The organism is Ectorhizobium quercum, assembly GCF_026552795.1.
GTDB classification, from domain to species: domain Bacteria; phylum Pseudomonadota; class Alphaproteobacteria; order Rhizobiales; family Rhizobiaceae; genus Ectorhizobium; species Ectorhizobium quercum.
This window is the reverse complement of sequence record NZ_JANFPI010000001.1, coordinates 311,741-335,397: the sequence shown is the minus strand read 5'-3', so window position 1 is coordinate 335,397 and position 23,657 is coordinate 311,741. Positions and strand designations below refer to the sequence as shown.

The following is a 23,657-nucleotide window of genomic DNA, read 5'->3' as shown; positions in this document are numbered from 1 at the left end:
CACCCTCGGGCTTGAGCCCCAAGGGTCCACGCCGCAAGCGGCGCGGTGGATGGTCGGGTCAAGCCCGACCATGACGAAAAGAGCGCTGCGCCTTTTATCAGCAGTCCGCGGGCCGCCAAGCGACCCTTGTCGACACCTCATTCCTCGGGCGTCGTCACGGCATCTTCTGCACGCGCCACATATTGCGCGTCGTAAGCCTGAACGATGCGGCCGACGAGGGGATGGCGCACCACGTCGGTATCCTTGAAGCGGATCACCGAAATGCCTTCCACGCCGTTCAGAACGTTGAGAGCTTCCACGAGGCCGGACCTGACGCCGCGCGGCAGGTCCACCTGGCTCGGATCGCCGGTGATGATCATCCGCGAGTTCTCGCCCAGACGGGTGAGGAACATCTTCATCTGCATCGACGTGGTGTTCTGCGCCTCATCGAGAATGACGGCAGCATTGGCCAGCGTGCGGCCGCGCATGAAGGCGAGCGGCGCAATCTCGATCACGCCGGCGGTGATCGCCCGCTCGACCTTGTCGCCCGGGATCATGTCGTAGAGCGCGTCATAGAGCGGGCGCAGATAGGGATCGACCTTCTCCTTCATGTCGCCCGGCAGGAAGCCGAGGCGCTCGCCCGCCTCGACGGCGGGACGCGACAGGATGATCTTGTCGACCGCGCCGCGCTCCAGAAGCTGGGCGGCATGCGCCACGGCGAGATAGGTCTTGCCGGTGCCGGCGGGGCCGACGCCGAAGACGAGTTCGGAGCGCTCCAGCGCCCGCATATAGGCGTCCTGCGTCGGCGTGCGGGCGGCAACCGTTTTCTTGCGGGTGGATATCTGGGCCATCGACAGCCTCGCGCGGCGCTCCAGCGTCGGCAGCGTCAGCTGGTCGTCGGCCGCGACTGCCATGCGGATCGCACCCTCGACATCCGAAAGCTCGACCGAGCCGCCGCTCTGGAGGCGGGCATAGAGGAAATCGAGCGCCCGGCGGGCCTGATTGGTGGCGGTCACATCGCCCTTGATGGCCACGGAATTGCCGCGCGGATTGGCGGCGACGTTCAGCCGCTGCTCGAGAAGCTTCAGATGTTCGTCGAACTGGCCGAAGAGCTGACCGGCAAGCCGGTTGTTCTCGAAGGTCAGGACAAAGTGGCTGGCGTCGGTCGCTGCACTTTTGGGTTGGCGCGTGGGGGTGGCTACCAAGTCCTGTCCGTTCAAGCGGTCATGCTCCTCTGTTTGGCCATTTATACGCCGGGCACCATGTCAGCATATAGACTATTCGGCCCGGTTCCAGTGATTCGCACAGAAATAATGTCACCGATTTCGACGCCCTTTGCATCAACAATCACAGACTGAAGCCAGGGAGAGCGTCCGATCAACTGTCCATCGAAGCGTCCGGGCTTCTCCAGGAGCAGCGAAACGGTCTTGCCGACGCAGGAAGCATTGAACTCGGCCTGCTGGCTGACGAGCAGCGCTTGCAGCCGCTCCAGCCGCTCGGCCTTCACGTCTTCATCGATATGGCCCTTCATGTCGGCGCCCGGCGTGCCGGGACGGCTAGAATACTTGAACGAGAATGCGCCGGCATATTTCACCTCGCGCACCACGTTCATGGTGCATTCGAAATCCTCGTCCGTCTCGCCGGGAAAGCCGGTGATGAAATCGCCGGACAGGGCGATATCCGGGCGGGCGGCGCGGATGCGCTCGATCAGGCGCAGATAGTCGTCTGCCGTGTGCCGGCGGTTCATCGCCTTGAGAATGCGGTCCGAACCCGACTGGATGGGCAGGTGCAGATAGGGCATCAGCTTGCGAAGGTCGGCATGCGCCTCGATCAGGCGGTCGTCCATGTCGCGCGGATGGCTGGTGGTGTAGCGCAGCCGCTCGAGGCCGGGAATATCGGCCAGACGGTAAAGCAGGTCGCCGAGGCTCCATTCGCGCCCATCGGGGCCTGCCGCGCGCCAGGCGTTGACGTTCTGGCCGAGCAGCGTGATCTCGCGCACGCCGGCATCGACCAGGCGCAGCGCCTCGTCGACGATCTGCGCCAGCGGCCGCGAAACCTCGGAACCACGCGTATAGGGCACCACGCAGAAGGTGCAGAACTTGTCGCAGCCTTCCTGAACCGTGAGGAAGGAGGTGACGCCGCGCGAGCGGATCTTCGCCTTTTCCATCTTCGGCAGGTGCTCGAACTTGTCCTCGATGGCATAGTCGGTCTCGACGACGCGGTCGCCGCGGCGGGCGCGCTTCAGCGCATCCGGCAGGCGGTGATAGGTCTGCGGGCCGATGACGACATCGACCGCCGGCGCGCGGCGCAGGATTTCCTCGCCCTCGGCCTGCGCGACGCAGCCCGCCACGCCGATCATGAACTCACGGCCGTCCGAATGCCGTTCCTTCTTCATGTCGCGCAGGCGACCCAGCTCGGAATAGACCTTTTCCGCTGCCTTCTCGCGGATGTGACAGGTGTTCAGCAGCACAAGGTCGGCATCGGCGATCTCCTCGGTCTGCACATAGCCGTCGCGCGCCAGCGCATCGCTCATGCGCGTGGAATCGTAGACGTTCATCTGACAGCCATAGGTCTTGATGAACACCTTGCGGCTGTTGGCGCCGGGCGCTGCCTCGGGAGCGGAAAGGGTCGCGGTCTGTTCGGTCATCGGCTTTTCCGGGAACTGTCTCGGCCTCGCTTTAATGCTTTTCCGCCTGCGATAAAATCAAAAAATGCCGCAAAAGCCGCTCCGCGCGGGAATCAGCGACCGCGCAACCGCTCGGAAAGCATGCTGCGGATCGTCGCGGTCACGTCCGCGGCGAGGATCTTGCGGTTGCCATCCGGGCCGAAAGCGATCGCCTCGGCGAAATCCACGTCGACCTCGAACGCACCGGCGGCGAGAATACCCTTCAGATGCGGCAGAAGCGTGATATCGCCGGGCCAGGCGGCAATCGGCCGATGAAACCGCCCCATCGGCATTCCCTGCACGCCGGTATAGGCGATGGAAACCGGCTGCACATGAACGACCCCGCCCGGCACATGCGCCCGCGCGGCGGCGGCGGCGCCGAAAAGCGACGTCTTCACCTCGAGAAGGCGGTTTCCGTCCGAGGTCGTTCCCTCCGGAAACAGCACGACGATCTCGCCGCCCCTCAGCCGTTCGGCGATCTCGTCCACCTGCTCGCCTGCGCGTCCGCGCGCGTCGCGGGCGACGAAGACCGTCTTCTGCAACCGGGCGAGAACACCGAAGACCGGCCATCCGGCCACGTCCGTCTTGGCGATGAAGACGACATCGGCGATCGCGCCGAGAACGAGGATATCGACCCAGGAGGCGTGGTTCGCAACCAGCATCAGCGGCCGGCGGCGGTCGACCCTGCCGTGAACGCGGATCTTCAGGCCGATCATGAAGCAGGCGACACGATGCCACAGGCGGGGGATGCGCCGGCGCAGCCTCCAGTCGAACCGCAGGCCGAGAAGCTGGAAGGGCAGAAGAACCAGCGTGACCGCCAGAAGCACGACGGCAAGGAGAGCGGCGCGCAGCGCGAGCATGAAGCGCCGTCCTACCGCAACGGCGGACGAGCGGTCGCCCGGCGCTTTGCGCGGCGCATCCTCACGGTCAACCTTCGTCCTTGCGGATCGGCACGCCGTAAAGCTCGAAACGGTGATCGACCAGCCTCAGCCCGTATTCGCGGGCGATGCGTTCCTGAAGCGCCTCGATCTCGGGCGAATGGAACTCGATCACCTCGCCGGTCTTCAGGTTGATGAGATGGTCGTGATGTTCTTCCGGCACCGTTTCGTAGCGCGAGCGGCCGTCGCGGAAATCGTGACGCGCGATGATGCCGGCATCCTCGAACAGTTTCAGCGTGCGATAGACCGTCGAGATCGAAATACGGGTATCGATCTGCACGGCGCGGCGGTGCAGCTCCTCCACATCCGGGTGGTCGTCCGACTCCTGGAGGATGCGGGCGATGATGCGGCGCTGCTCCGTCATGCGCATGCCGCGCTCGGTGCAAAGCTCCTCCAGCGTATTGGAAAGATCAGCCATGAGGCGCCCCCGTCCGTTCAGGTCCTGAGATGGGGTTAGCCAAGAACGCGGCGCATGACAAGCGCCGTCGATCGCGTCCCGTCCCCGGCGGCGTAATAGGCCGCCCTCTCTCCCACTTTCTCGAAGCCGAGTTTGCCGTAGAGGCCGACCGCCGGGCCGTTGGCCGAATCGACCTCGAGGAACATCTCGGTCGCCCCGCGCAGATCGGCCTCGCCCATCGCCGCACGCATCAGCCGCCAGCCGAGACCGGCGCGCGCCACCCTTTCGGACACGGCAATCGTCAGGATCTCGGCCTCGCCCGCCACCTCGCGGGCCAGCACGAAACCGGTCATGGGGCGGCCCGTCCAGGCATTGGTCTGGCGGGCCACGAAACCGTAGACCGTCTCCTGCGAAAACAGCGACGCAAATTCGTCCTCGCCCCAGGGAGAGGGAAAGCGGCCGGCATGCAGCGCGGCAACCTCGGCGCAATCGCCGGCTTCCATCGGTGCAAGATCGAATTCCGGGGCTCCGGTCAGATATTTCAGCATGCGATTCTCGAATATGCGGGTGTCGAAACGGTATCGGCAATCAATCGTCAGGCGGCAGGCGATCCGGCCCGCGCGACGGCAAAACCCGTCTGCGGCCTGGCGTCGGGACCGCGCAGGTAAAGCGGCGAAGGCGGCAGCGCATCGGCGCTCGCCCCCAGTCTGGCAATGAAAAGCGGCGGATAACGGTCCGTCCCGCCGTCTTCGGCGTTCTCCACAAGAAGAGGCCGCGCGGAACCTGCGACGAGGGCGCCGCTTTCGCGCGCGAGCTCCGCGGCTTCCGCCTGCGTCAGCAGCAGGGGCGGTCCATCGGCTTCGCCGGCCGCCGAAAAGAGCTGCGCATAGATCTCGCCGCGCCGGGCATCGATGGCGGCCATGACCGGCCGGCCGGGATGCGCCTCGCGGGCGGCAGCGGCGATGACGCCGAGCGTGGACACGCCGACCGCCTCGATGCCGAGCGCCAGCGCGAAACCGCGCGCCGCCGCCACGCCGACACGGATGCCCGTGAAGGAGCCCGGCCCGACCGTCACCGCGATCTTCCCGACAGCGTCGAGCGTCAGCCCGGCCTCGTCGAGTGCGGCGTCGACCACCGCCATCAGCCGCTCGGCATGGCCCTTGCCGATGGTTTCGACCGCACTCGAAAGCAGCCGGTCTTCCAACGATTCATAAAGAGCGGCGGTGCAATCCGCCCCCGCCGTGTCCAGAGCCAGAAGGATCATGGATCAGACGGCTTCGACTTCGCGGACTTCCGGAACGAAATGGTGCAGCAGGTTCTGCACACCGTGCTTGAGCGTCGCCGTCGAGGACGGGCAACCGGAGCAGGCGCCCTTCATGTTGAGATAGACCGTGCCGTCCTTGTAGCCGCGGAAGGTGATGTCGCCGCCGTCCTGCGCCACCGCCGGGCGGACGCGGGTTTCCAGCAATTCCTTGATCGTCAGGACGATGCTCTCGTCGTCGGCGTCGAAGAATTCCTCATCCGAATCGGGGTCCACGGTCGTGCCCGCGCTGCCCATCACCGGCGCGCCGGACATGAAATGCTCCATGATCGTGCCGAGGATGGCCGGCTTCAGGTGGTGCCATTCCGGGCCGTCCCTGGTGACGGTGATGAAATCATAACCGAAGAAGACACCCGTCACGCCGCCGATCTCGAACAGGCGTGCGGCAAGCGGCGACGCGGCGGCATCCGCAGCGTTGCGGAACTCGGCGGTGCCGCTTTCGATCACCACGCGGCCCGGCAGGAACTTCAGCGTGGCGGGGTTCGGCGTCGTCTCGGTCTGGATGAACATGATCGTCTCCCTGCGGTGGCGCCACCGCGTCAATTTAGAATTCTTCCAAAATATAACTCCGCCGCTCCACTTTCAAGAGCGACGGGACGATTGTGATCGCCTCAGCACAGGGCGTCGATTTCCTCGTTCGTCAGCGTATCCGGCAGGATCGTCACCGGAATGGGAAAGGCTGCGCCGCGACCGGCGACGGAGGAAACCAGCGGACCGGGCCCTTCCTTGGTCGAGCCTGCGGCCAGAACGAGGATGGCGATGTCGCGATCTTCCTCGATCACCGCATTGATCTGCTCGGCGGCGGAGCCCTCGCGGATGACGATCTCCGGTTCGACGCCGATCGTCTCGCGCACCGTCGCGGCGGCGGCGGCCACCGCCGCCTCGGCCTCCTCGCGGGCCTCGACGCGCATGATTTCCTCGACGCCGAGCCATTGCTGGAAGTCGCCCTCGGGAATCACGTAGACCAGAACCAGGCCGCCATTGGAATTCTTGGCGCGCCGGCCCGCATAATGCACTGCGCGCGCGCATTCCGGCGTATTGTCGATGACCGCCATGAACTTGCGCCGATGGCCCTCGAGACTGGACAATCGTTTCGAAACCATAGAGCCTCCACCCGCGAAACCGACTGCGGAACCGGATTCCGGCCCCGGAAGCGTGGCGATCTTAGCGCACGAAACCGATGATGTCGCGCACGTCCTGCATGGTTTTTTCGGCAATCTCGCGGGCCCGCGCACCGCCGTCGCGCAACACCGCGTCGATATGGTCGGGGGCATCCAGAAGGCGGCGCATTTCCTCGCCGATCGGCGAGAGAACCGAAACCGCCAGATCGACCAGGGCGGGCTTGAACGCCGAGAACTGCTGGCCACCGAACTGTTCGAGGACCTTCTCGCGCGTCGTGTCGGACAGCGCGGCATAGATGCCGACGAGGTTTCCAGCCTCCGGACGGCCGGCAAGGCCGGCGACCTCCAAAGGAAGCGCGTCCGGATCGGTCTTGGCCTTGCGGATCTTGCGGGCGATGGCGTCGGCGTCGTCGGTGAGGTTGATGCGCGACAGGTCCGAGGGATCGGACTTCGACATCTTCTTCGTGCCGTCCTTCAGCGACATGACGCGGGGCGCCGGGCCGCCGATCAGCGGCTCGACCATCGGGAAATAGGCATGTACCGGCTCGTCGCCGACGAGGACATCCGTGCCGAGGCCCGCCTTGCGGATATGGGCGCCGAAATCGATGTTGAACTTCTGGGCGATGTCGCGGGCGAGTTCGAGATGCTGCTTCTGGTCTTCCCCGACCGGAACATGGGTGGCGCGGTAGACGAGAATGTCGGCGGCCATCAGGCTCGGATAGGCGAGCAGGCCGAGCGAGACCTGTTCGGCATTCTTGCCGCCGGTCTTGTCCTTGAACTGGGTCATCCGCTCCATCCAGCCGATGCGCGCGACGCAGTTGAAGATCCAGGCGAGTTCGGCATGCTGCGGCACGGCGGACTGGTTGAAGACGATGCTCTTCACCGGATCGATGCCCGAAGCGAGGAAGGCCGCGGTGATCGAGCGGATCTGCGTCGGCATGTCGTCGTGAACGAGCTGCGCCGTCAGCGCGTGCAGATCGACGACGCAATAGATGCAGTCGTTGTTCTCGGCCTGAAGGGCGACGAACTTGCGGATGGCGCCGAGATAATTGCCGAGATGGAGATTTCCGGTCGGCTGGATACCGGAAAAGACAAGCGGTTTGAATTCGGTCATCGTCGTCCTCGACAGGCCCCGGATGGAGGCCCCGAAAAGGGTGGAAAGGCGGGGGCTGTATGCACCCTCAACCTTTCGCGATCAAGAAAAACCTTCACTCGGAGAGCGGTTCGGTCTTCGGGACCGCCTTGCGCCTCAGGGCCCGCGTCAGCATGGAGCGGTCCGCTCCGCCGGTGGCGAAGGCCAGGCCGAAATAGAGGGTCATGGCGACGAGGACGAGCGCCGCCACGGTGGCTGCCTTCACCGCCACCGGGGCGGCGGAGGAAAGCTGGGGACCGAGCAGGCCGATGGCGTAATAAAGCGCTGCCGCCATCAGCGCGGCAGACAGCACGAGGCGGGGAATGCGCCGCAAAAGCGCCCTGTCGCCGCCCCAGTGGCCGCGCCTGACCAGCGTGAAGAACAGGAGCGCCGCATTGACCCAGCCGGCGACGATTTCCGCCGTCGCGATGCCGAGGGCGGAAAAGCGCGGGAAGAGCGTGATGGCGAGCGAGACGTTCACGACCACCGAAATGCCGGCGAAGATCATCGGCGTGCGGGTATCCTCCCGCGCGAAGAAGCCGGGAATGAAGGCCTTGATCAGCACGAAGGCCGGCAGGCCGAGGCCGTAGAGGGCGAGGATCGCGCCGACCGTGACCGTCGCATCCGCGTGGAAATTGCCGCGCTCGTAGAGAAGCCGCACGATGGGCTCGGACATGACGAGCAGGGCGGCGGCGGCCGGCAGCGTCAGGAAGAGCACGAATTCGACGGAACGGTTCTGGAGATTGGCGGCTTCCGCCCCGGCGCCGCCGCGCAGGGCCCGCGACAATTCCGGCAGGAGCACGGTGGCGACCGCGATCCCGATCACGCCGAGCGGAAGCTGATAGATGCGGTCGGCATAGACGAGCGAGGACACAGCCCCCTCCGCCGCGGAGGCGATGGCGGTGTTGATGAGCAGGTTGACCTGCGTGATGCCGCCGGTGATCGCCGCCGGCAGCGCCAGAACGAGCAGCCGCCGGACGTTCGGCGTCAGGCGCGGGCGGCGGAAGCCGATCCGCATGCCGGCATTGCGCACGGCGATCCAGACGATGGCGAGTTGCACCACGCCCGCCGCCATGACGCCCCAGGACAGGCCGAGGCCGACATCCAGCGCGTCGTGATCGTTCCACCAGGCGAACGCCAGAACGCCGATCAGGATGAAGTTCAGGAACACCGGCGCGATCGCCGCCGCGAAATAACGGTGCAGGGAATTGAGCATGCCGCCCATCATCGCCGCCAGCGACATGCAGGCGAGATAGGGGAACATGATGACGGCGAGGCGCACCGTCAGCCCGAATTTCTCCGGGTCGTCGGCAAAGCCCGGGGCGATGATCGTCCGCACCAGCAGCGGCATGGACAGTTCCATGACGATGGTCAGCACGAGAAGGACGGTGAAGAGAACCCCGAAGACCTCCTCGGAAAAGCGCCGGGCGCCCTCCATGCCGCCGGCGTCGATCTCCTTGGCGAACAGCGGCACGAAGGCGGAATTGAAGGCGCCCTCGGCAAAGAGCCTGCGGAAGGTGTTCGGAAAGCGGAAGGCGGCGTTGAAGGCATCGGCCACGGGACCGGTCCCGACCGCCGCCGCCATCAGCATTTCGCGCACGAAGCCGAACACGCGGCTGCCGAGGGTGGCGCCCCCGACCGTCGCGAACTTCCGGAGAAGGCTCATTTGCCGCCCCCGACCGGGGCGAGCCCCGCGCCCGAATGTTTCGGCGCGCCGGCATGAAGCGCATCGTGATCGCCGGCCATGACGGAGCGCAGTCGGGAGGTGATGGCCGCCTGGCGGTTCTCGTTGTTGATCTTCTCTCCCGTCAGGTCGGTGACGTAGAAGGTGTCGATCACCTTCTCGCCGAAGGTGGTGATGTGCGCCGACTGGATGTCGAGCAGCAGATCGGCGAGCGCGGCGGTGATTTCCGCCAGAAGGCCGGGCCGGTCGAGGCATTCGATCTCGACGACCGTGAACTTGTTCGACAGCGTGTTGGAAATCGAAACGCCAGAAATGACCGGAAAGGCGCGGTTCTTCGACCGTTTGCCGCGCGTGCGGCTGGCGATCACCTCCGGCAGGCGCTTGGTGCCGGCCAGCACCTCCTCGATCATCCGGCCGATGGTGGCGGCGCGCCGCATCTCGTCCTCGTCCTGCGGATATTCGCGGTTGATGAAGATCGTGTCCAGCGCGCGGCCGTCCGACGTCGTGAAGATATGGGCGCCGACGATGTTGGCGCCGGCAAACGCGCAGGCTCCGGCGATGACCGAAAGCAGGCGCGGATGGTCGGGTGCCAGAACGGTGATTTCCGTCACCGCGTGGAAGGAGTGGGTGCGCACCGTGGTGGCAAGCGTCTTGCCTTCCTTGTCGGCCTCGCGGATGAACTGCGCATGACGCACCTGATCCTCGAGCGGCACGGACAGCAGATAGGGCTGGTAATGCAGCCGCGTATATTGACGGCGGTCCTTCTGCGGCCAATCGGACAGCGCTTCGGCCAGCGCGTTGGCGGCGGCCTCGGCGCGCTCCTTGCGCGGCACCTGCGAGAAGCCGCCGGACAGAAGCAGTTCGGTCTCGTAGTAGAGCGTGCGCAGAAGCTGGCCCTTCCAGCCGTTCCAGACGCCCGGACCGACCGCGCAGATATCGCAGACCGTCAGGATCAGCAGCATGTTCAGCCTGTCGAGAGACTGCACCTTCTCGGCAAAATCGGTGATCGCCTTGCGGTCGTGCAGATCGCGCGTCTGGGCGGTCATCGACATGGTGAGATGTTCCTGGATCAGCCAGGCGACCAGTTCGGTCTGCTTCGGCGACAGGCCGAAGCGCGGGCAGAGCTTGCGCGCCACCTTGGCGCCGGCAATGGAGTGATCCTCCTGCCGGCCCTTGGCGATATCGTGCAGCAGCACGGCGACATAGAGCGCGGTGCGGTCCTCGACGGTCTCGATCAGCTTCACCGAAAGCGGGAACGTGTCGGCGCCCAGCCCCTTGTCGATACGCGAAAGCTGCTCGACGGAGCGGATCAGGTGCTCGTCGACGGTGTAGTGATGATACATGTTGAACTGCATCATCGAGACGATCTTGCGGAACTCGGGAATGAAACGACCGAGGACACCGGCCTCGTTCATCCGCTTCAGGATCAGCGCCGGATCGCGCTTGGAGGTGAGGATCGACAGGAAGAGACGGTTGGCCTCCTCGCTCTCGCGCACGCCTTGGTCGATCAGCGACAGCGAGCGGGTGACGCGCTTCAGCGCATCGGGATGGAACTCCAGCCCGTTGATGTCGGCGATGTGGAACAGGCGGATGATGTTGACCGGATCGCGCTTGAAGACATCGGCGTCGGCGAGCGTGATGCGGCCATGATCCTCGACGAAATCCACCGTGCCGGCGATCTTGCGCCGGCGGCGCGCGAACCGGCTGATGACGCCGGTCAGGCCGGGCGTGTCCTTGGCCTGCTGGTCTTCCAGCGCGGCGCAGAAGATGCGCGTCAGGTCGCCCACGTCCTTCGCCACCAGGAAGTAGTGCTTCATGAAGCGCTCGACCGTCGACAGGCCGGGGCGGGCATTGTAGCCCAGAAGCTCGGCGATCTCGCGCTGGATGTCGAAGGACAGCCGTTCCTCGGCCTTGCCGGTGAGGAAGTGCATGTGGCAGCGCACCGCCCAGAGGAAATCGTCGGCCTTCTGGAACAGCCGCCATTCCTGCCGCGACAACACGCCGAGGCGCACCAGTTCGGCGGGATCGGAAATACGGTAGTAGTATTTCGAGATCCAGAACAGCGTGTGCAGGTCGCGCAAGCCCCCCTTGCCTTCCTTGACGTTCGGCTCCACCACATAGCGCGTGTCGCCCGCCTTGCGATGGCGCTCGTCGCGCTCGGCCAGCTTGGCGGCGATGAATTCCGGCCCGGTATTGACGACGATTTCCCTGTCGAACCGTCCGGCGAGTTCGGTGGCGAAGGCTTCCTCGCCGCAGATGAAGCGCGTTTCGAGAACGGCGGTGCGGATCGTCATGTCGGCGATCGACTGCCGGATGCATTCGTCCACGCTGCGCACGGAATGGCCGACCTTGAAGCCCATGTCCCACAGGAGATACAGGATGAATTCCACGGCCTTGTGGACGACATTGTCGGCCCTGGGCGGCAGCAGGAAGAGAAGGTCGATATCCGAGCCGGGCGCGAGCGTGCCGCGCCCGTAGCCGCCGACCGCCGTCACGGCGATCTGGGCGCGCGCCACGGGGTGGATGTGGTTGATGGTGATGCCGTGAATGATGTCGATCAGGCAGTCCTGAAGGTAAGAGATGCGACGGGCGCAATCGAGGCCGCCGCCTTCGGCTTCCAGAATGCGGCGGGCGGTATCGCGTCCTTCCTTGCTCGCCGCCTTCAGAACCGGCAGAAGCGCCGCCTTCATGTCGTCGGGATTGCCGGCATGGGCCGTCGCGAGCACCTCGCATTCGGCGCTCAGCCGCTCCACGTCGATGACTTCAGGAAATTCCGCTTCGAGTTTCGCCATGTCGGGCATCTTTCATTTGTCGCGCCGCGTTCGACGCGTTTCCGGCTCGCGGGATAGGATAGCCCTCACCCGTTGCCAAGCTCTTTCTTGAGAGCGTAAATCTTCTCCAGGGCGTCGCGGGGCGTCAGGTCGTCCGGGTTGATGCCCTTCAGCATTTCCTCGACCTTCGAGGGCCCGGCCAAGACCTGCTCGCGGCGCACCGCAACCTGGAAAAGCGGCAGATCGTCGATCAGCTGGCTCGCCGGGTTCTTGCGGTCGGCGTCCTCCAGCTTGGTCAGGACCTCGCGGGCCCGCGCCACGACCGAGTCCGGCAGGCCGGCCAGACGCGCCACCTGGATGCCGTAGGAACGGTCGGCGGCGCCGGGGCCGACCTCGTGCAGGAAGATCACTTCTCCCTGCCACTCCTTGACCTTCATTGTGACATTGGAAAGGCGGTCGAGCTTTTCCGAAAGCACGGTGAGTTCGTGGAAATGGGTGGCGAAAAGCGCCCGCGAGCGGTTCGCCTCGTGCAGGTGCTCGACCGCCGCCCAGGCGATGGAAAGCCCGTCGAAGGTCGCCGTGCCGCGGCCGATCTCGTCGAGGATGACCAGGGAGCGGTCGGTCGCCTGATTGAGGATCGCCGCCGTCTCGACCATCTCCACCATGAAGGTGGAACGGCCCCGCGCCAGATCGTCGGAGGCGCCGACGCGCGAGAACAGCCGGTCGACGACGCCGATGACGGCCTGCGTCGCCGGTACGTAGGAGCCCATCTGCGCCATGATCGCGATCAGGGCGTTCTGGCGCAGGAAGGTCGACTTGCCGCCCATGTTCGGCCCGGTCAGCAGCCAGACGCCGCCATAGGTCCCACCCTCTGCGGGCGAAAGATCGCAATCGTTGGCGATGAAGGGGCCGGCGCCCTGCCTGAACAGCGCCTGCTCGACCACCGGATGACGACCGCCCTCGATGCGGAAGGCGCGGCTGCCGTCCACCTGCGGACGGCAGTAGGCGCGCTCGACGGCGAGAACGGCCAGCCCCGCCGCCACGTCGAAGACGGCGAGCGCGCGGGCCGCCGCCTTGATCGCGTCCGCCTCGGCGACGACGGCCTCGACCATGCGGCCGAAGGCGGCAAGCTCGATGGCCAGCGCCTCGCCCGCCGCATTGGCGATGCGGGTTTCGAGTTCGGCGAGTTCGGTGGTGGTGAAGCGCATGGCGTTCGCCATCGTCTGGCGATGGATGAAGCGCGCCTTCGCCTCCGGCGTGCCGGTCATCGTGTCGGAATTGCCGGCCGTGACCTCGATGAAATAGCCGAGCACGTTGTTGTGCTTGATCTTCAGCGAGCGGATGCCGGTCTCTTCGGCATATTGCAATTGCAGCCCGGCGATGACCCGCCGCGACTGGTCGCGCAGGGCCCGGGCCTCGTCCAGGTCCGCCCGGGCGCCGGCGCGGACGAAGCCGCCATCGCGCTTGAGGAGCGGCAACTCGTCGTCGAGCTGCTGGGCCAGCGTCTCCTCCAGCCCGGCCGGCAGCGCCTGGAGCGCCGTCAGCGCCCCGGCCAGTTCCGGCGGCAGCGGGGCCAGCGCCAGCCGCCCGGCCAGTTCGCGCGCGGCGACGAGCCCCTGAAGGATCGCGCCGAGATCGCGCGGGCCGCCGCGGTCGAGCGCCAGACGGGTCAGCGCCCGCGGCATGTCCGGCACACGCTTCAGGAGATGGCGCAGCGACGACACCGTGTCCGGCTCGCCGATCAGCCAGCCGATGGAATCGAGCCGTTCGCCGATCCTTGCGGGGTCCGTCAGCGGCGACATCAGCCGTTCTGCCAGAAGCCGGGCGCCGCCACCCGTCACCGTGCGATCGATGGCCCTGAGCAGCGCGCCCTCGCGGCTGCCGGAAAGCGTGCGGGCCAGTTCGAGATTGGCGCGGGTCGCGGGATCGATGAACAGCGTCGAACCCGCGCTTTCGCGCTCGGGACGGCCGAGCGGCGGGCGCTCGTTGATCTGCGTCTTCTCGACATAGGCGATGGCCGCCGCCGCGGCCGCCAGTTCCAGGCGGCTGAACGTGCCGAAACCGTCGAGGGTGCCGACGCCGAAATAGCGGGCGATGCGGCCCTCGGCGCTGGCGCTGTCGAAGAGAACGGCGGGCTGCGGCGAGGCCGTGCGGCCCAGAACGTCGAAGACGGGCTTCAGTTCGGCATCGTGGAAGACCGGATCGGCAAGGATCAGCTCGCGCGGATCGATACGCAGGATATCGGCGAGAAGCCGCGACTGCTCGGTTTCCGCGACGCGGAAGATGCCGGTCGAGATATCGATCCAGGCCAGCGCATATTGCGCCTCGCCGCCGCCGCGAATGCGCGCGAGCGCCATCAGGTAATTGGATTCCGACGGGGAAAGGAGCTTCTCCTCCGTCAGCGTTCCGGGGGTCACGAGGCGCACGACATCGCGGCGCACGACGGATTTCGAACCGCGCTTCTTCGCCTCCGCCGGATCCTCCACCTGCTCGCAGACGGCGACGCGGAAGCCGAGCGAGATCAGCTTCTGGAGATAATCGTCGGCCGCGTGGATCGGCACGCCGCACATGGGAATGTCGTGGCCCATGTGCTGGCCGCGCTTCGTCAGCGTGATGCCGAGCGCGCGGGAGGCCTCCACGGCGTCGTCGAAGAACAGCTCGTAGAAATCGCCCATGCGATAGAACAGCAGCGAATCCGGGTTCGCGGCCTTGATCTCGATATACTGCTCCATCATCGGCGTCGCCGATGCGCGGCTTTCCTCGGAAATCAGGGCAGCGGCGGTGAGGCCGTTTTCGTTTGTATCGCTTGTTGTCACGGCTTTAGATTTTTATTGCGCGGCAGGGCCTGCGACTTTATCGGTGTGCCCCAGTCAAAACAAGACAAGCCCCCGGCCTCCGCGGGGCTGCCCACAGAAACCAGGTTCCCAAGCATGTCCGCATCCGAAAAGCCCGAGCGCAGCCGCGCCACCGTCACTGCGCAGGAGGCGCTCGATTTCCACTCTATGGGCCGTCCCGGCAAGCTGGAGATCGTGCCGACCAAGCCGATGGCGACACAGCGCGATCTTTCGCTCGCCTATTCGCCGGGCGTGGCCGTTCCGGTGCAGGCGATTGCGGAGAACCCGGCGGCGGTCTTCGACTATACGGCCAGGGGCAATCTGGTCGCCGTCATCTCGAACGGCACGGCCATTCTCGGCCTCGGCAATCTCGGGCCGCTGGCATCCAAGCCGGTGATGGAGGGCAAGTCCGTCCTGTTCAAGCGCTTTGCCGACGTCGATTCCATCGACCTCGAGGTCGATACCGAGAATGTCGACGAATTCATCAATTGCGTGCGCTATCTCGGCCCTTCCTTCGGCGGCATCAACCTGGAGGATATCAAGGCCCCGGAATGCTTCATCATCGAAAGCCGGCTGCGCGAACTGATGGACATTCCCGTGTTCCACGACGACCAGCACGGCACCGCGATCATCGCCGCCGCCGGCCTGATCAACGCGCTGGAGCTGACGGGCCGCGACCTGAAGACGACGAAACTCGTCTGCAATGGCGCCGGCGCTGCGGCCATCGCCTGCATCGAGCTGATCAAGGCGATGGGTTTCGCGCCCGAGAACGTGACGCTGTGCGACACCAAGGGCGTGATCTTCCAGGGCCGCAGCGAAGGCATGAACCAGTGGAAATCGGCGCATGCGGTGAAGACCGGCGCACGCACGCTGGCCGACGCCATGAAGGGCGCCGACGTCGTTCTCGGCCTTTCCCAGAAAGGCGCCTTCTGCGCCGACATGATCCGCTCGATGGCCGCGAACCCGATCATCTTCGCGATGGCCAACCCCGATCCGGAAATCACGCCGGAGGAAGTGGCGGAGATCCGCGGCGATGCGATCATGGCGACGGGCCGTTCCGACTATCCCAACCAGATCAACAACGTCCTGTGCTTTCCCTATATCTTCCGCGGTGCGCTGGACGTGCAAGCGACCACGATCAACGAGCCGATGAAGATCGCCGCCGTGCGGGCGATCGCCAGCCTCGCGCGACAGGAAGTGCCTGACGAGGTGGCGGCGGCCTATCACGGCCAGCGCCCGCATTTCGGCGCGCAATACATCATTCCCGTCCCGTTCGATCCGCGCCTCATCGCCGCCATTCCGGCAGCGGTCGCGGCCGCCGCGATGGATTCCGGCGTCGCGCGCAAGCCGATTGCCGATTTCGCCGCCTACAAGCGCTCGCTGCTGGCCCGCCGCGACCCCATCGCCTCGACGCTCGACAGCCTCTACGCGCAGGTGCGCGCCAACCCGAAGCGGGTGGTGTTCGCCGAAGCGGAGGAAGCGCAGGTGCTGCGCGCGGCGATCGGCTACGCCGACCAGGGCCTCGGCACCGCCGTACTGCTCGGCCGTGAGGCCGAAATCGAAGCGACGGCCCGCAAGATCGGCGTCGAACTCGACAGGGCCGGCATCGAGATCGCCAACCACCGCCTGCCCGATACCATCGAGCGCTATTCGGCCTATCTCTACGAGCGCCTTCAGAGGAAGGGATTCCTGCTGCGCGACTGCCAGCGCCTGATCCGCACCGACCGCAACCATTTCGCCGCCTGCATGGTGGCGCTCGGCGATGCCGACGCCATCGTGACCGGCGCGACGCGCAAGTTCCCGACGGCGCTGAAGGACATCCGCCGCTGCATCGACACGGCATCGGACCGGCCCGTCATCGGCGTTTCGATGGCGATTTCGCGCGGGCGCACCGTGTTCGTCGCCGACACCGCCGTTCACGACAGCCCGGGCGCTGCGGAACTGGCCGATATCGCCGAGACGGCCGCCGCCTTCGCCCGCGAGATGGGCTACACGCCGCGTGTCGCCTTCCTCTCCAGCGCCACCTTCGGCTCGCCGGTCAGCGATACGTCGGACCGGATGCGGGCCGCCGTCGCGGAACTCGACGGCCGCGACGTGGACTTCGAATATGACGGCGAGATGGGCGCCGATGTCGCGCTCAACGCCCAGCGCCTGGCGCAATATCCGTTCTGCCGTCTTTCCGATACGGCCAACGTCCTCATCATGCCCGGCACGCATTCGGCGTCGATTTCCTCGCGGATGCTTCAGGAACTCGGAGGCTCGACCGTGATCGGCCCGATCCTGCTCGGTTTCGCGCGGTCGGTGCAGATCACCTCGCAGGGCGCCCGCGACCGCGACATCGTCAACCTGGCGGCCATCGCTGCCTACAATGCCGGCGACTGAGCACGAAAGAAACATGCCCTGCATGGCCAAAGCCGTGCAGGGCATGTCCATTCTCGAAAAGACCTACTGAAAATGGCTTCGTGAAAACCACGGACGGCCCGTGTCAGCCGGCGAAACGTCCGGCATCCGCGCCGTAATAGTTCACGTAGCGGCCCGAGATCGCCGCGATCGGCAGCACGACGAGAACATCCGTCGTGTTGAAAGCCCTGTCGATCACCGCGCCGTCGCCGACCATCGCGCCGAGACGCAGATATCCCTTCACCAGCGGCGGCATGACGGCGAGCGCCCGGCGGGCGTCGACGGCCTCGGCCGGCATCATGTCCATCGAGCAATGCAGTTCGGGAAGCGCCGAAACGGCCCAGTCGCTGCCGGCCCGCGCGTGATGGTGCAGGAAGGAAAGCGCCAGCGCATGCGCCTCGGGCCGGTAGCCGGGGAAGGAGGCACAGCCGAACATGGCGTCGACGCCGTGCTTCAGCGCGTAGGCCCAGTTGCCCTGCCACAGCAGTTCCACCGTGCGGCGCGTGCGGTATTGCGGCAGCACGCAGGAGCGGCCGAGCTCCATGAAACGCTTGTCCGGGTGGCGGGCGAGAAGCGGCTCGATCTCGAATTCGTGGGCGGAATAGAAGCCGCCTCGATGCTCGGCCGCATCCTGGCGCAGAAGGCGGTATGTGCCGACGATCTGATCTTCGGGGTCGCCCTCGAGGGCGCTGTCGATGACCAGAAGATGATCGCAGATCGTATCCCAGGCATCGAAATCGCGGCGCGTCTGCATGGTGGAGGCGGGAAGCCGCGCGCCCATCTCCTCGACGAAGACATTGAAGCGGACGCGCTGGGCCGCCTCGACTTCGGCGGGCGAGCGGGCAAGCCGCGTCTCCAGCGTGCCGATCCGCCCGAGCAGACCTTCGGTGCCGGCGCCAGCGCGGGCGAGAATGTGCTCGCCGGCTTGCGCTGCGGTTTCCGGTTTAAGGAGTTCGATGCTCATGATGGCCTGACCCTCGTCAATCCTGCGATCAGGCATATGCCACTCCTGTGCAACAGGAAAGTGACAGGGCGACGCAGGAACGGCTCAGCCGCCGGCCTTCTGCGCGCCGGCAAGGCCGCACAGGATGGCGACCTCCTCGAGAAGCATCTCGGGCACGGCCGGCTTTTCGAGAATGCCGTCGGCGCCGTTCGCCAGCGCGCGCTGGGCCGATTGCCGGCGCTTGTCGGCGGTCAGGACGAGGATCGGAACGCGGGCCAGCCCATCCTGCCGCTCGGTGTCGCGGATGCGGCCGATGATTTCCAGCCCCTCGCCGCCCGGCATGGAGAGATCCGTGACGAGAAGGTCCGGGCGCGCGGCATGGCGATCCGTCATGACGGACAGCACGGCCTCGAAATCGCTGACATGGGAGACGTTGTGACCAGCCTTTTCCAGCGCGGAACGGGCCAGCATGGCATTGATCGGATCGTCTTCGGCCAGCAATATGTCGAGGCCCGACATGGTCCCGTCGTCCGGCAGGGTGGAGGCGAAACCGGGAAGCGGCCGGTTGTCGTTGCGGGCATCACGCTTTTCGACGCCGCTCATGCGGCCGGTCAGCACGTCGGTCAGCGTCTTCTCGCGCAGCGGACGGATGAGCCAGGCATCGTAATCGCCGCGCCGGCGGGCCGTGCGCTCCTCCGGGTTGACGAGGAAGATGCGGCGCGGGCCGCCGGTCTCGCCCTCGCGGCGCGCGGGCACGGCGCGGGCGAAGGAAGCCGACAGGCGATGGTCGACGATGATGTCGGTGAAGGACGCCCTGGCCGATGATGCGCCGCCGAGCGCCCGCGCGGCCTGGCTGGCCGATGTGACATGGCGGCACAGCGCGCCGAGCGTCTCCAGCGTGGCGACGGTCGCCCGCGCGGCCGGGCCGGCCGGGGCGAGCAGCAGGACGCGGCTTTCTTCGAGAGGGTGGCCGTTGCCGGCACCCACTTCACCCGCCGGAACCTCGACCGGAAAGCGTATCGTGAAGATGCTGCCCTCGCCCTTGCGGCTTGCCGCCGACAGGCTGCCGCCGAGCGCCGTCATGATGCGCGCGGAGATCGACAGGCCGAGACCCGTGCCGCCGCTGCGGTCACGCGCCTCGCCGACCTGTTCGAACTCTTCGAAAATGCTCGAAAGCTCCGCCTCACCCATGCCCGGGCCGGTGTCCCTGACGGTCATGACGATCTCGGAGCGGTCCATTGCCGCCGACACCAGAACGCCGCCGGTGCGGGTGAACTTGACCGCGTTGCCGATGACGTTGAACAGGACCTGCCGCACGCGGGCGGAATCGAATTCCAGCCGCTCCGGCACATCGGCCGTGACGGTCACGGCGATTTCCAACCCCTTGGCATGGGCCCGGTGGGCGAGCATTTCGGAAACGCCCTCGACGAAGGGCCGCATGCCGGTGACGACCGGATTGACCGAGAAGCGGCCTGCCTCGATGGAGGCGCAGTCCAGCAGTTCGTCGACCAGCTGGCCCAGCGCCTCGCCGGACTGGCGGATCCCTTCGAGATAATTGACCTGCTCGGGTGTCAGCCGCGTGCGGGACAGGAGGCTGACCATGCCGAGAATGCCGCCGAGCGGCGTGCGGATCTCATGGCTGACGGTGGCCAGCAGCCGCGACTTGGCCTCGCTCGCCTCCTCCGCGCGCAGGCGGGCTTCCTCGCGGGCACGGGCAAGTTGATGCTCGTCCGTCACATCGCGGGCAAGGCTCTGCACGACAGGCCGCCCGGCGGCGTCGCGACCCATGACGTCGTGCCAGAGGAACATGCGCGGGCCGCGGCCGGTGGCGATCCCGACCTCGAAACGTCCCGGCTTGCCGGCAGGCTCGAACACCAGCCCGAGCTCACCGCAGGTGCGGCCCTCGGGCGCCGCATCACCGACAAGGCTGCGGAAGCGGGCATTCGCCGAAAGGATGCGCCCCTCCGCATCGCGGGTCAGCAGAATATCGCCCAGCGTGTCGTGGATGACCGCGCTTTCGCCGAAATACCACATGGCATCCTGCCGCGCGGCCGGGACCGGGCCGGGCGATGCCGCGGCAGGCGCCCGCGAAAGGAGATGGAACAGGGCGGCGGCGGCGCTGCCGCTGCCCAGACCGCCGATGACCGCGTAAAGGCCGGCATCCCGGCCGACGGCGAGCGCGACGGCGCAGGCGAGCAGGCCCGCGGCGCCGAGAAGATAGGAGCCGGGCCGGAAGGACCGCCGACGCTCCGCCCGCAGCACCTCGTTTACCGTATCGAAAGCCGCATCGGCCGAGAGAGACGGTGGCGTGAGCGCAACACGGCCAGACGATCCCTCTCCCTTTTCGGGAGACGCGCCGAAAGCATCGGAAATGCGGTTCTTCAGCCGGGTCAGGTCGCTCATGGGAATACCCTGGCATGAGGCCCGTTCCGATCCGGTTGTCCGGATCGTTAGAATTTTAACGATCCGACGCTTTGGGCGCGAAGAACTCGTTGAGGAAAATCAGCGCGGCGCCGGCGGAAATCCAGGTATCTGCGAGATTGAAGACGGCGAAAGACCAGTTTCCCGTGTGGAACAGAATGTAGTCCACCACATGCCCGTATACGAAACGGTCGATGATATTGCCGAGCGCCCCGGCGATGACGAGGGCAAAGCCGAGATGGGCCAGCCAGTGGGATTGCGGCGTGCGCTTCCACAGCCACAACACGAAGCCGACGATGATAAGGCGCATGCCGACGATGAACCAGCCGTCCATGTCGGCCAGCAGGGAGAAGGCGACCCCGAGATTATAGGTGCGGTAAAGCGCCAGGAACGGCAGGACCGGCACATCCTGATGGAGCGGTAGCCAGGCCTCGACCGCCGCCTTGACGATCTGGTCGATGACCAGGGCGACGATGACGACGACCGCGGCAACGGCGGGGCGGGAGAAAAAGGGAACGCGCTCCACCGTCACGGCCCCTCCAGCGACAGGAGATGCCGGCGCGATTCGTAGAGCATCACGGCGGTCGCGACCGCAAGATTGAGCGAATCCGCCCGGCCCTGCTGCGGGATGCGCACCCGCGTATCGGCCTTCTCCGCCAGATCGTCCGGCAGGCCGGACTGTTCGTTGCCCATCAGCAGCACGGTTGGTTTCCTTGCATAATCCACCGTGCGGTAATCGACGGAGCCGGCCAGATGGGTGGCGACGACCTGTGCGTCCACGCCCTTGCGCCAGGCAAGGAATTCCTCAGCCGAGGCGCGCGAGACGGGCATGGCGAAGACCGAGCCCATCGTGGCGCGCACGGTTTCGACCGAGAAGGGATCGGTACACTCGCCGACAAGGACGACGCCGGAGGCGCCGGCCGCATCGGCCGTGCGGATGATCGTGCCGAGATTGCCCGGATCGCGCACCCGGTCGAGCGCCACATAGGTCTCGTGCTTCTTCGGCTTCAGCCCGGCAAGCGGTCGCCAGCGCTGCTCGAACACGCCAGCGACCATCTGGGGATTGTCGCGGCGGACGATGGAGGACATCACCTTTTCGGAAACTTCCAGCACCAGGCCGCCGGAAGCGACGGTTTTCGCCGCCACCTTCTCCACTACCGGCTTGCCCTTGGCAGCCTTGGCGTAGATCAGCGTGCGGATGATCCAGCCGAGCTCGATGGCGTCGATGACGAGCTTCAGCCCCTCCGCGATGAAGGTTCCGCTCTCCTCGCGCGCCTTCTTGTTCGCCAGCGCCTTGATGTCCTTGACGATCGGATTGGCGAGGCTGGTGATTTCCTTGACCTGCCCGACGCGGCGCACGCCGTCTTCCCTGTGAAATTCGCTCATTCCGGCACCCAGCGGCTGAAAAGGGAGGTGGAAAGCGCCCGGCCGGGCGTCTCTCCGTCGAGACCCGCCTCGCGAATCACCAGTTCGCCCGATTCCACCACGCCGCCGCGTCCGCGCATCGTCTCGCGCATGAGTTCGTGCATGGAATAGAAACTGGCGCGGATCGAGTAGGCCGTCAGCACGAGGCCGCGCGCCCTGGGCGCGAGGATTTCGCGGCACTGGTCGAGCATCAGCGGCAGGTGCTCGAACAGATGCCACACCTCGCCATTGGTGCCGCGGCCGAATTTCGGCGGGTCGGTGAGGATGATGTCGTAGCGGCTGCCGCGGCGCACCTCGCGCTGGACGAATTTCATCGCATCGTCGCAGATCCAGCGGATCGGGGCGCGGTCGAGACGCGACAGCGCCTGATTCTCGCGCGCCCAGCCGATCGCCTTCTTCGAGGCGTCGACATGCGTGACTTCGGCGCCCGCCGCCGCGGCGACCAGCGAGGCGACGCCGGTATAGCCGAAGAGGTTCAGCACCTTCAGCGGCCGGCCGGCCCTGTCGATCTCGTCCTTCATCCACCGCCAGTGCGCAAGCTGTTCCGGAAAGACGCCAACATGGCGGAAGGCGGTGAAGCGGCCGAGGAAATCGACCCCGAGCAGCGAAAGCGGCCAGGTTTCACCGAGCGCCTCGCGCGGAAAACGCCAGCGGCCCATGCCGTCCTCGTCGGTATCGCCGGTGAAGATCGCGTCGGCCTTCTGCCAGACATGCTCCGGCAGGGACTTCGGCCACAATGCCTGCGCCTCGGGACGCACGATGCGATAGGGGCCGTATTGCTCCAGCTTCTCGCCGTTGCCGCTATCGATCAGGCGGAAGCTCTCCGAACCGCCGGTTTCCAGAATGACGGGGACGCGCTCGGCGGGGCGGGCGCCTTCACGTAGCGCCAGAAAGACCTTCTCCACCGTTTCCGCGCGCTTTTCCGCCTGTTCGGCACGGGCGGGCGGGTGCCCGGCCTCGCCCTGCCGGCGCGGCTGGACCGGCCCGCGCGCGGACGGGCGCTTCGCCGCTGCCGTTTTTTCGCCAAAGCCGGATTTTCCCGCCGGTTTCTGCGCCTTGCGGCGATCCTTGTCCTTCACGCCTCTACCCCAAGATTTGCGGACGCACATTTCCGGCGACCGGCTCCGGCGCCTGCTTTACCATCGCGACGGGCACGGTCAAAGCCTGAAAACGGTGCGATGCAATCACTTGGCCGGCAGTTGGGCGGGCAACGGGGCGACCGCGTGGGCGGCCATTTCCTCGGCGCGGGCCTTCTGGCGATCCGCCTCGTCGTGCCACTTCACCGCCTCGCGCGCCTCGGCGCGGGCACGCTTGCGGTACTGCCCCTGCGAGAACCATGTGACCAGCGAGCCGATGACCATGCCGAGAATAAGGGCGAGGAACAGGAACACGAAGAACGGCGCGCTGATGGCCAGCGCCTCGTCTTCGGGCCTGAACGGATTGAAGGCGAGCGAAACCGAATGACGGTTCGCCACCGAAAGAACGATCAGCACGATGCCGAGCGGCAACAGGACGAACAGATTGGCCAGTTTCCTGATCATGGCAGACCTCCTTAGAGCATTTCATCCTTTCATGGAAAAGCTGAAACGCTCTAACTCTTCTTTTACGCAATTCCGAACGGAAAAC

General features: G+C 66.1%; 19 protein-coding genes. 1 reads left to right on the top strand and 18 read right to left on the bottom strand.

Annotated features, from left to right (window positions below; all coding sequences use genetic code 11):
* Positions 1–137 precede the first annotated feature (137 nt).
* The 12 genes from NOF55_RS01565 to mutS all read right to left on the bottom strand — a co-directional run bounded on the left by NOF55_RS01565 (position 138) and on the right by mutS (position 14,743).
* Positions 138–1,199: a PhoH family protein gene (locus NOF55_RS01565; RefSeq protein WP_306409555.1), complete on the bottom strand. Its 1,062-nt coding sequence runs from the start codon at positions 1,197–1,199 to the stop codon at positions 138–140.
* 26 nt (positions 1,200–1,225) lie between these two features.
* Positions 1,226–2,626 carry a tRNA (N6-isopentenyl adenosine(37)-C2)-methylthiotransferase MiaB gene (gene miaB, locus NOF55_RS01560; protein ID WP_306409554.1) on the bottom strand — a complete coding sequence of 467 codons (1,401 nt, stop codon included), beginning with the start codon at positions 2,624–2,626 and terminating at the stop codon, positions 1,226–1,228.
* Positions 2,627–2,718: 92 nt separating this feature from the next.
* A complete protein-coding gene (gene olsA, locus NOF55_RS01555; protein ID WP_306409553.1) occupies positions 2,719–3,504 on the bottom strand; it encodes a lyso-ornithine lipid O-acyltransferase in 786 nt (261 codons plus the stop codon).
* Between the two features lie 67 nt (positions 3,505–3,571).
* Positions 3,572–4,000 carry a Fur family transcriptional regulator gene (locus tag NOF55_RS01550; RefSeq protein ID WP_306409552.1) on the bottom strand — a complete coding sequence of 143 codons (429 nt, stop codon included), beginning with the start codon at positions 3,998–4,000 and terminating at the stop codon, positions 3,572–3,574.
* Positions 4,001–4,035: 35 nt separating this feature from the next.
* Positions 4,036–4,527, bottom strand: a complete 492-nt coding sequence (locus NOF55_RS01545; RefSeq protein ID WP_306409551.1) for a GNAT family N-acetyltransferase — start codon at positions 4,525–4,527, stop codon at positions 4,036–4,038.
* A gap of 47 nt (positions 4,528–4,574) precedes the next feature.
* The gene (gene tsaB / locus NOF55_RS01540) at positions 4,575–5,243 is read right to left on the bottom strand and encodes a tRNA (adenosine(37)-N6)-threonylcarbamoyltransferase complex dimerization subunit type 1 TsaB (protein WP_306409550.1); all 669 of its coding nucleotides are present in this window, start codon (positions 5,241–5,243) and stop codon (positions 4,575–4,577) included.
* Positions 5,244–5,246: 3 nt separating this feature from the next.
* Positions 5,247–5,810 (bottom strand): NifU family protein, encoded by a 564-nt coding sequence (locus NOF55_RS01535; RefSeq protein ID WP_306409549.1) that lies wholly within the window; start codon positions 5,808–5,810, stop codon positions 5,247–5,249.
* 101 nt (positions 5,811–5,911) lie between these two features.
* Positions 5,912–6,403 carry a universal stress protein gene (locus NOF55_RS01530; RefSeq protein ID WP_306409548.1) on the bottom strand — a complete coding sequence of 164 codons (492 nt, stop codon included), beginning with the start codon at positions 6,401–6,403 and terminating at the stop codon, positions 5,912–5,914.
* A gap of 61 nt (positions 6,404–6,464) precedes the next feature.
* Positions 6,465–7,535, bottom strand: coding sequence for a tryptophan--tRNA ligase (trpS, locus tag NOF55_RS01525; RefSeq protein ID WP_306409547.1), 1,071 nt, complete (start codon positions 7,533–7,535; stop codon positions 6,465–6,467).
* Positions 7,536–7,629: 94 nt separating this feature from the next.
* A complete protein-coding gene (gene murJ, locus NOF55_RS01520) occupies positions 7,630–9,219 on the bottom strand; it encodes a murein biosynthesis integral membrane protein MurJ (RefSeq protein ID WP_306409546.1) in 1,590 nt (529 codons plus the stop codon).
* Positions 9,216–12,038, bottom strand: coding sequence for a [protein-PII] uridylyltransferase (locus NOF55_RS01515; protein WP_306409545.1), 2,823 nt, complete (start codon positions 12,036–12,038; stop codon positions 9,216–9,218). Before NOF55_RS01515 ends, murJ begins: the two co-directional genes overlap by 4 nt.
* 56 nt (positions 12,039–12,094) lie before the next feature.
* Entirely contained in the window at positions 12,095–14,743 is a 2,649-nt protein-coding gene (gene mutS, locus NOF55_RS01510) for a DNA mismatch repair protein MutS (protein WP_306410169.1), read from the bottom strand.
* A gap of 195 nt (positions 14,744–14,938) precedes the next feature.
* On the opposite strand from mutS, the gene NOF55_RS01505 reads away from it, so the two are divergent.
* Positions 14,939–17,224: an NADP-dependent malic enzyme gene (locus NOF55_RS01505; protein WP_306409544.1), complete on the top strand. Its 2,286-nt coding sequence runs from the start codon at positions 14,939–14,941 to the stop codon at positions 17,222–17,224.
* 103 nt (positions 17,225–17,327) lie between these two features.
* On the opposite strand, the gene olsB is transcribed toward NOF55_RS01505, so the two are convergent.
* From olsB to NOF55_RS01475, 6 genes are all read right to left on the bottom strand, one after another.
* Positions 17,328–18,206 carry a l-ornithine N(alpha)-acyltransferase gene (gene olsB, locus NOF55_RS01500; RefSeq protein ID WP_370868920.1) on the bottom strand — a complete coding sequence of 293 codons (879 nt, stop codon included), beginning with the start codon at positions 18,204–18,206 and terminating at the stop codon, positions 17,328–17,330.
* Positions 18,207–18,290: 84 nt separating this feature from the next.
* Positions 18,291–20,588 (bottom strand): hybrid sensor histidine kinase/response regulator, encoded by a 2,298-nt coding sequence (locus NOF55_RS01495; protein WP_306409543.1) that lies wholly within the window; start codon positions 20,586–20,588, stop codon positions 18,291–18,293.
* A gap of 55 nt (positions 20,589–20,643) precedes the next feature.
* Positions 20,644–21,138: a signal peptidase II gene (gene lspA / locus NOF55_RS01490; protein WP_306409542.1), complete on the bottom strand. Its 495-nt coding sequence runs from the start codon at positions 21,136–21,138 to the stop codon at positions 20,644–20,646.
* A complete protein-coding gene (locus NOF55_RS01485) occupies positions 21,135–21,992 on the bottom strand; it encodes a TrmH family RNA methyltransferase (protein ID WP_306409541.1) in 858 nt (285 codons plus the stop codon). Before NOF55_RS01485 ends, lspA begins: the two co-directional genes overlap by 4 nt.
* Entirely contained in the window at positions 21,989–23,110 is a 1,122-nt protein-coding gene (locus NOF55_RS01480) for a class I SAM-dependent methyltransferase (protein WP_306409540.1), read from the bottom strand. The genes NOF55_RS01485 and NOF55_RS01480 overlap by 4 nt, the downstream gene beginning before the upstream one ends.
* A 105-nt stretch (positions 23,111–23,215) precedes the next feature.
* Complete coding sequence (locus tag NOF55_RS01475) at positions 23,216–23,572, bottom strand: DUF1049 domain-containing protein (protein WP_306409539.1); 357 nt, start codon at positions 23,570–23,572, stop codon at positions 23,216–23,218.
* Positions 23,573–23,657: the final 85 nt, after the last annotated feature.